The organism is Sphingopyxis flava, assembly GCF_900168005.1.
Lineage (GTDB): Bacteria > Pseudomonadota > Alphaproteobacteria > Sphingomonadales > Sphingomonadaceae > Sphingopyxis > Sphingopyxis flava.
The window spans coordinates 47,333-54,282 of sequence record NZ_FUYP01000020.1 but is presented as its reverse complement, the minus strand read 5'-3'; the positions used below and the strand labels follow the sequence as shown (position 1 = coordinate 54,282).

Annotated in this window: 7 protein-coding genes and 1 tRNA gene; 4 read left to right on the top strand and 4 right to left on the bottom strand. The window is 66.7% G+C overall.

The genetic code is table 11. The features are described from left to right. Positions 1-255 (top strand): transposase (locus B5X69_RS14930; protein ID WP_217699080.1); only part of this gene is annotated, 255 nt, incomplete at its 5' end. A gap of 73 nt (positions 256-328) precedes the next feature. Here B5X69_RS14930 and B5X69_RS14925 read toward each other — a convergent pair. Next, positions 329-402, bottom strand: a tRNA-Cys gene (locus B5X69_RS14925). 255 nt (positions 403-657) lie between these two features. Here B5X69_RS14925 and B5X69_RS14920 point away from each other — a divergent pair. From B5X69_RS14920 to B5X69_RS14910, 3 genes are all read left to right on the top strand, one after another. Further along, positions 658-1,320 (top strand): protein-L-isoaspartate O-methyltransferase family protein, encoded by a 663-nt coding sequence (locus B5X69_RS14920; RefSeq protein WP_079639514.1) that lies wholly within the window; start codon positions 658-660, stop codon positions 1,318-1,320. Positions 1,321-1,357: 37 nt separating this feature from the next. Continuing rightward, a complete protein-coding gene (locus B5X69_RS14915) occupies positions 1,358-2,866 on the top strand; it encodes a TolC family outer membrane protein (protein ID WP_079639496.1) in 1,509 nt (502 codons plus the stop codon). A 74-nt stretch (positions 2,867-2,940) separates the two neighbouring features. Continuing rightward, positions 2,941-3,366 carry a DUF2497 domain-containing protein gene (locus B5X69_RS14910; protein ID WP_079639495.1) on the top strand — a complete coding sequence of 142 codons (426 nt, stop codon included), beginning with the start codon at positions 2,941-2,943 and terminating at the stop codon, positions 3,364-3,366. A gap of 129 nt (positions 3,367-3,495) precedes the next feature. On the opposite strand, the gene nudC is transcribed toward B5X69_RS14910, so the two are convergent. From nudC to B5X69_RS14895, 3 genes are read right to left on the bottom strand one after another with little or no spacing between them, the layout of a single operon-like run. After that, positions 3,496-4,365, bottom strand: a complete 870-nt coding sequence (nudC, locus tag B5X69_RS14905) for an NAD(+) diphosphatase (protein WP_079639494.1) — start codon at positions 4,363-4,365, stop codon at positions 3,496-3,498. Next, complete coding sequence (locus tag B5X69_RS14900; protein ID WP_245798760.1) at positions 4,365-5,642, bottom strand: serine hydrolase domain-containing protein; 1,278 nt, start codon at positions 5,640-5,642, stop codon at positions 4,365-4,367. Before B5X69_RS14900 ends, nudC begins: the two co-directional genes overlap by 1 nt. A 5-nt stretch (positions 5,643-5,647) precedes the next feature. Then, the gene (locus tag B5X69_RS14895) at positions 5,648-6,688 is read right to left on the bottom strand and encodes an A/G-specific adenine glycosylase (RefSeq protein WP_079639492.1); all 1,041 of its coding nucleotides are present in this window, start codon (positions 6,686-6,688) and stop codon (positions 5,648-5,650) included. Between the last annotated feature and the right edge of the window lie 262 nt (positions 6,689-6,950).

Genomic DNA, 6,950 nt, shown 5'->3' with positions numbered 1-6,950 from the left:
CTTATCCCCGACCTGCTCAGGCTGATCGATCAGTTCGCCGCCAGCCCCCTCAAGTCCCTCGCCGATACCCTGACCAGCTGGCTCGAGCCCGTCGCCCGCATGTGGCGCTTTTCCAGGAACAATGGAATCACCGAGGGCTTTCACACAAAGATGGAGATGATCTCGCGCCGCGCGTTCGGCTTCCGAAACTTTCACAACTACCGCTTGCGCGTGCTCGCTCTTTGCGGTTGGAATGGCGTCATCAATCGGGTCTGATCCACCCTCATCCCCCGTTCACGGGGAAGAGCCGGTTTTTTCAACCATCAGCACGCATCTGCTGACAGGGTACTGGAGGCCCGAGCCGGAATCGAACCGGCGTATACGGATTTGCAGTCCGCTGCGTCACCACTCCGCCATCGGGCCTCGCGCCGAACTGCCGTTGCCGCACGAGCGGACGGCCGGGTGTTGGACGGGTTGCGCTAGTGGGGGCCTTTCGCCGCCTTGTCAAGGATTCGCCTGACCCGCCGCGATTATCGCGATCCGGGGTTGGCGGCGTTCTTCCGCGCCGCTATGCGCGGCGGCGGTGCGGGCAGCATGGCTGTATTACTATTGCAATACAGCACAGCTTCGGCTAGAGCTGCGCCGCGAGGTTGAAACTCCAGGAATCGGATGGCAGGCATGGCAACCCAATTGAGCGATATCAGCGCGGCCGAGATGCGCTCGGCGATGATCGACAGCCAGCTTCGGACCAACGACGTCATTGACCCCGCCGTCGTGGCTGCAATGGCCGCGGAGCCGCGCGAGGCGCATGTGCCCGCAGCGCTCGCGAGCGTCGCCTATATAGACCGCGCGATCGACCTTGGCGGCGGGCGCTACCTGAATGCTCCGCTCGTCACCGGCCGGATGCTCGTCGAGGCAGCGATTCGCCCCGGCGCCCGCGTTCTGCTCATCGGCGCCGCGACAGGCTATGGCGCGGCCCTGCTCGCCCGCCTCGGCGCGGAAGTTCACGCGCTCGAAGAGGATGCCGCACTGATCGCAGCGGGACGCAAAGCGACGGCTTCGGATGCCATCCGCTGGATCGAAGGCCCGCTTTCGGCCGGAGTCCCCGATGGCGCCCCGTTCGACCGCATCATCATCGACGGCGCAATCGAGATTCTGCCCGATGCGATCGCCGATCAACTTGCCGAAGGCGGCAAGCTCGTCGCGGCCCGGCGCGAAGGTGCGGTTGTCCGCCTGGTTCAGGGCGTCAAGGCGGGCGGTATCGTCGCGCTGCGCCCCTTTGCCGACATGGACGTTGCGCCCTTGCCCGGCTTCGAGGCGCCTGCCGGGTTCCGGTTCTAAAAAACTTTCTCTCCCATTTCATCAGGCTGAAACGATCATGCACGATCCAGACCACAGATTGCCCCGCAGCCGCTGGCTCGCCGGCCTGGCGGTCAGCGCTCTGATGATGGCCTCTGCCGCCAAGGCCGAAACGCTGCAGGGGGCGCTCGCAAAGGCATATGAGAATAATCCGACGCTGACCGCTGCCCGTGCGGGTCAGCGGGCGAACGACGAAAATGTGCCCATCGAGAAGAGCTTCGGCCTCCCGAGCATCGGCACGAGCACCGACTATACCGAGAATATCGTTATCCCGGGCAACAGCTTCTCGTCGCCCGCGCGCTCCGTCAGTGCCGGCGCGCAGCTATCGGTCCCCATCTATCAGGGCGGCGCGGTCCGCAATGCGGTGAGGGCAGCCAAATATCGCGTCGAGGCGGGCCAGGCTGATCTACGCGCAACCGAGGCGAGCGTCTTCGCGCAGGTCGTCGGCGCTTATATGGACGTGCTGCGCGACATGGCGATCGTCCAGCTCAACCAGAACAATGTCTCCGTCCTGCGGACCAATTTGCAGGCGACGAGCGACCGATTCGAAATCGGTGACCTGACGCGCACCGATGTTGCTCAGTCGGAGGCGCGCCTCGCGCTTGCCGAGGGCGATTTGCGCACCGCCGAGGCGAATCTCATCGCCAGCCGCGAGGCCTATATCCGGCTTGTCGGCGAGGCACCGGTCGACCTTCAGCCGCCTCCGCCGCTCCCGAACCTGCCGGCGACCGCGGAGGATGCGGTCGCGATTGCGCTCGCCAATAACCCTGACATCGAGGCGGCGAATCAGCTGGTCAACGCATCGCGCGCCGACATCGGCACCGCGAAAGCCAGCCGGGCGCCCAAATTGTCGGCGACGCTCGGCGGCGGCTACAACAATTTCCTCGGCTCGCTGTCGAGCGGGGTTCCCGGCGTCGGCGTGTCGCAGGAAACGTCGAGCGCGGCGGCGGGCGTCTCACTGACCATCCCGGTCTTCCAGGGGGGACGTCCTTCGGCACAGGTCCGCCAGGCGCAGTCGCGCTCGAGCCAAGCGATCGAGACCTATGTAGCGACCGAACGCGACGTCATTGCCCAGACCCGCGGCGCCTATGCCGCGTGGCAGGCGAACGAGCGCGTGATTGCAGCGACGCAGCAGGCGGTGAGCGCCAATGCGCTGTCGCTTGAGGGTGTGCGTGCAGAGAACAGTGTCGGCACGCGCTCGATCCTCGACATCCTCAACGCCGAGCAGGAATATCTCAACACACAGGTCCAGCTCGTCTCGGCGAAGCGCAATAGCTATGTTGCCGCCTTCTCTGTTCTCGCAGCGATGGGCAAGGCGGAGGCACGCGACCTCGGCATCGAGGGAGGCCCGCTCTATGATCCCGCCGCCAATTATGCGCGCGTGAAGGGCCAGATCTGGGATTGGGCCGACGATCCTGCGCCGCAGCAGCAGGCAACCGACACGCGCAACGTCGCCGCAGCCGATGCCAGCGTGCCCGAGGGCACCAATCCCCTGATCGGCCCGGTTGACCCCGCGCTCCAACAATAGGGCTTGGCAAGGTTCCTCCCCGCCCGGTAAGAGATGGTTAACCGCCCGTGAGGGGCGCGCCGGAAGGGACATATATGGGCGACCTGTCGCGAGAACCGTCGATGGAGGATATTTTGTCGTCGATCCGGCGCGTGATCGCGCGGGACGAGGCGCCCGGATCCGCGCGCGCGCCCAGCCCCGCCGACGACATCCTCGACCTCGCCGAGGAAGAAGCCGATGACGCCGCGGCCGCGGCCGCGGTGACCGACGAAGAGCTCGTTTCTTCCGAAAGCGCCGACGCCGCACGCCAGTCGCTCAGCGCGCTGAGCGCCGCAATCACTGCGCCCGCTCCCGCTGCGCCCGCCCCCGCCGCGCCCGCCCCGGGTGGCCGCACCGTCGAAGAAGTGGTGCTGGAGGCGCTGCGCCCGATGCTCAAACAATGGCTCGACACCCATTTGCCGGCCATGGTCGAGTCGATGGTGGCAAAGGAAATCAGCCGGATCACCGGCCGGCGGCTTTAGGCGCCCCTCTTTTGAGGCCTGTTCGCCCTGAGCGTTCCGAAAGGCCTTCCTCCTGACGAGAATGGAAGAAAGAGAAGGCTTCGCGAAGCTCCGCGCGCGCGGCTGGTGCCGGCCTTGACGTGACCGGCCCTACCCTGCCCAATCCTCCAGCAGATGCCGCGCAATGGCGAGCGGGGGCGGGGCTATGAAGGGGGCGCCCATGTCCCCCGCGAGCGCTGCGCGGACCTCCACGCGATCGACCCACATCGCAGCCTCGATCTCGGTCGTGTCGAGCGTCAGCGCAGGGCCCAGCGCGCGGGCGCGGCAACCGATCATCAGCGAGGAAGGGAAGGGCCAGGGCTGGCTTGCGACATAGGAGACGTCGGTCACACGAATCCCCGCTTCTTCGAACAATTCGCGGGCAACCGCTTCTTCGAGCGACTCGCCCGGCTCCACAAAACCGGCGAGCGCGGAGAAGAAACCGGGTTGAAAGCCCGGCTGGCGGCCGACGAGCACGCGCTCTTCAAACTCGGCAAGCATGATCACAACCGGGTCGACGCGGGGGAAATGCTCGGCCCCGCAGGTCCTGCATTGCCGCCCCCAACCGCCCCGGAACAGGGAGGTCGGCGCGCCGCAAACCGCGCAGAAGCGGTGCCGCGCGTGCCAGTCGACGAGGCTGCGCGCGCCGCCATAGAGCGCCGCTTCCTCGGCCGACAGGAGCGGCAGCAGCCGCATCACGGTGCGCGAGCGCGCATCGATGCGCTGCCCGGGCCCGGGCTCGCGCACGAAATGCGGGACCCCGGCTTCGTCGATGCCGAGCAGGATCACCGCCCGATCATCGGCAAGATCGAAGGGCTCCCATCGAAGGCCCCCGCGCTCGCCGGGAATCGGATCAATACCGTCAAGTACAAGGCACAAGGCGCGCGGATCCGCCATTGCGGCTGCAAAGCGTTCCGCATCGACGCGCACCTGGTCGGCGCGATCGAGCCTCGCCCCTGTGAATCCGAGCGGCATGACCATCAGCGCAATGCATCCTGATAGAAGGCCTTGGCAAAGCCGGACTGGAAGGGGAGGGCGTCGGAGGGCATATATTGGGTGTAGCCGCCAACACGGTAACCCCGCACGCGGTCGACGAACCCGACCGTACCCGCCGCGCCCGCCCATCCGTAAAGCCCCTCGCCGGTAGCCGAGGTCGGGAGCGACACGCGCCCACCGGCGCCGAAACCTTCACCCTCGATGAAGGTGCCCTTGCGGTCGACCGCGTCATCGATGAGGTTCGACATCGCCAGCCGCGCGGTTTCCGTCTTCATGATACGCACACCGCCAGTCTCGCCTTCGCCAAGCAGCATTGCAAGGAAGCGGTCATAGTCGCGCGCGCTCGATACCAGCCCACCGCCGCCGAATGGATAGGGCGGCTTGTCGAGGTAGATCGAGCTCGTCGCGGGATCCATCGGGATCAGTATACCCCCGACCGGCGCATAGTTGGTTGTCAGCCGATGCACCTCGCTCGCTGGCACCTGGAACCAAGTGCTCTTCATGCCGAGCGGATCGAAGATGCGCGTCTTGAGGAAGGCGTCGAAGGGCTGGCCCGACACGACCTCGACCAGCCGCCCTGTAAGGTCGAGGCTGACCGAATAGCTCCAGCGCGTGCCGGGTTCGTAGACCAAGGGAAGTTCAGCAAGCCGGTCGGCAAAGGCGGCAAGGCTGGGCGCCGCGGTGACGGGCGCGAGGCCGGGGATCGGCAGGCGGCTCACCTGGCCGCCCACGATGCCCGCGGCGTCATAGGCCGCCTTGATCGGCCCCTTCTGGATGATGTTGTAGCCGAGCCCAGCGGTGTGGGTAAGAAGGTGGCGAACGGTGATCTGCGTTTTCGCCGGATGCACCTCGGTGATTGATCCGTCGGGCACATTCTGCACCTTCATTGCCTTGAAGGCGGGGAGGAAGTCGGCGATCGGCTGGTCAAGTCCCATCTTGCCGTCCTCGATCAACAGCATCGCCGCAATCGCGGTAACAGGCTTGGTCATCGAATAGAGCCGCCACAGCGTGTCGGGGCCTACCGGTCTGGCCGAATCCATCGCCTGCGTGCCGTAGCCGAAACTCAGCGCCTCCTCCTGCCCCTTGCCGACGCAGGCGAGCGTGCTCGCAAGCTCGCGGCGGTCGACGAAGCCCTTTATGAAGGCATTGGTCGCAGGATAGAGGCTCGCCCCGTCAGCCCGAAAGCCCCACGCCGTTGCGGGCAGGAGCGCGGCGGCGCCGCTCAGAGCCATTCCGCCGAGCAGCGCGCGGCGCGTCACCATCATGTTCATTCCTTCACCTCCCGCAGCCTGTCGATCAGCTTGCGATAGAGCGTCGGCAAGCCCGCCGCGTCAAGCGCCGAGAGCGGCCACCATTCGCCTTCCGCTGCGGCATCGGTGGCTTCGTCTGGCCATTCGCCGCGCACCAGGGTGAGGCGCAAGTCGAAATGGGTAAAGCTATGGTCGACCCGCGCAATGCCCGACTCGGGAGGCGGCGTCGCGCACCATTCTCCGCCCGGGAGCGCGCGCATTCCGCCTAGCATACCCTTGGCCGGGCGCCGAATGAGCCAGATGCGCTCGTCGCGCTCGATCCAATGCGCAACGCCGTAACGCTGCGGCTTAGCCTTTTTCGGCGGCTTTACCGGCAGCCGTTCGAGGTCGGCGCAGCTACGCGCGCGGCAATCGTCCATCACCGGGCAGAGCGAGCAGGCAGGGCTTCGCGGCGTGCAGATGGTCGCGCCGAGGTCCATCAGGCCTTGGGCGAAGTCGCCCGGACGATCGTCCGGCACCAGCGGCGCGAGTGCGGCCTTGATCTCGCGCTTTGCAGCGGGGAGCGGGGTTTCGATGAGCCTGTGGCGCGCGATCACGCGCTCGATATTGGCATCGACCACCACCGCCGGACGGCCAAAGGCAATCGCTGCAACCGCGGCGGCGGTATAATCGCCGACCCCGGGCAGCGCGCGAAGGCCGGCCTCGGTCTCGGGAAACCGCCCGCGATGCTCAGTTACAACGGCACGCGCGCAGGCGAGCAGATTGCGCGCCCGGGCATAATAGCCGAGCCCCGCCCACGCCGCCATGACGTCAGCATCGTCGGCGGCTGCCAAATCGGCCACGGTGGGCCAGCGCGCGGTAAAGCGCTCGAAGTAGCCTGCGACCGCGGCGACCGTTGTCTGCTGGAGCATGATCTCCGCCATCCAGACGCGATAGGGATCGGGCATCGCGCTGCTACCCGGTGGCACGCGCCACGGCAGGCGCCGTGCCGCGCGATCATACCAGGCGAGCAAGCGATGCGCGAAGTCGCGCGCCGCGGATGCGGCGCCATTGGTCATCGCCCGTAGCTCCGCCCTTCAACGAGCAGACCCACCCAGCACGCGTGCGGATCGGCCCTGCCCGGGTGCGCATTATCGCCGTCGCCTGCCGTGCGCTCGCAGGTGCCAAACTGGTCCCGCACGGCCGGTGCCATAATATCCCTCGCCAAATGCGGGCACGAGGGCTGAAGAAGAGGCGCAAGCGAAACCGGGGGGAGCGGGGGAGTCATGCCGCGAGGCTGGCACGGGGGTCCAATCTAGGAAAGCGATTTTTCGGGGGGCG

Excerpts from the sequence above, each read along its gene's own strand:
- B5X69_RS14920 (WP_079639514.1), top strand. The coding sequence starts at position 658 with ATGGCAACCCAATTGAGCGATATCAGCGCGGCCGAGATGCGCTCGGCG.
- B5X69_RS14915 (WP_079639496.1), top strand. The coding sequence starts at position 1,358 with ATGCACGATCCAGACCACAGATTGCCCCGCAGCCGCTGGCTCGCCGGC.
- B5X69_RS14910 (WP_079639495.1), top strand. The coding sequence starts at position 2,941 with ATGGGCGACCTGTCGCGAGAACCGTCGATGGAGGATATTTTGTCGTCG.
- nudC (WP_079639494.1), bottom strand. The coding sequence starts at position 4,365 with ATGGTCATGCCGCTCGGATTCACAGGGGCGAGGCTCGATCGCGCCGAC.
- B5X69_RS14900 (WP_245798760.1), bottom strand. The coding sequence starts at position 5,642 with ATGGTGACGCGCCGCGCGCTGCTCGGCGGAATGGCTCTGAGCGGCGCC.
- B5X69_RS14895 (WP_079639492.1), bottom strand. The coding sequence starts at position 6,688 with ATGACCAATGGCGCCGCATCCGCGGCGCGCGACTTCGCGCATCGCTTG.